This is a genomic window from Methylobacterium sp. D54C (assembly GCF_053345595.1).
Genome location: NZ_JBKFAK010000140.1, coordinates 1 through 347, shown reverse-complemented (window position 1 = coordinate 347; position 347 = coordinate 1). Strand labels below are relative to the sequence as shown.

Genomic DNA, 347 nt, shown 5'->3' with positions numbered 1-347 from the left:
TCACCCGACTGGAGAAGGAGTTGCTCGCCTGGCATCGGGACAGCGACCTGTCGCAGCGCCTGGCGACGATCCCGGGTGTCGGCATCGTGTCGGCAACCGCGTTGGCCGCCTCGGTGAGCGAGCCCGAACGCTTCCGCTCCGGTCGGCAGTTCGCGGCCTCGTTGGGCCTGACACCGCTGCAGAACTGCAGTGGCGGCAAGGAGCGCCTGGGCCGGATCTCACGCATGGGCGACCGCTACCTGCGCCGGCTGCTCGTAGTCGGCATGACCTCTCTGATCCGGCGCGCGAAGGCGACGCCGACCTCGGTCGACCCGCGGCTGCCGGCACTGCTGCAGCGTAAGCCAGTG

1 protein-coding gene is annotated in these 347 nt (G+C 70.0%); it reads left to right on the top strand.

Going from position 1 to position 347, the window contains the following annotated elements; translation table 11 throughout:
- Positions 1-347: transposase (locus ACLBYB_RS32880; protein ID WP_447701389.1), on the top strand; the 347-nt coding region annotated here is incomplete at both ends.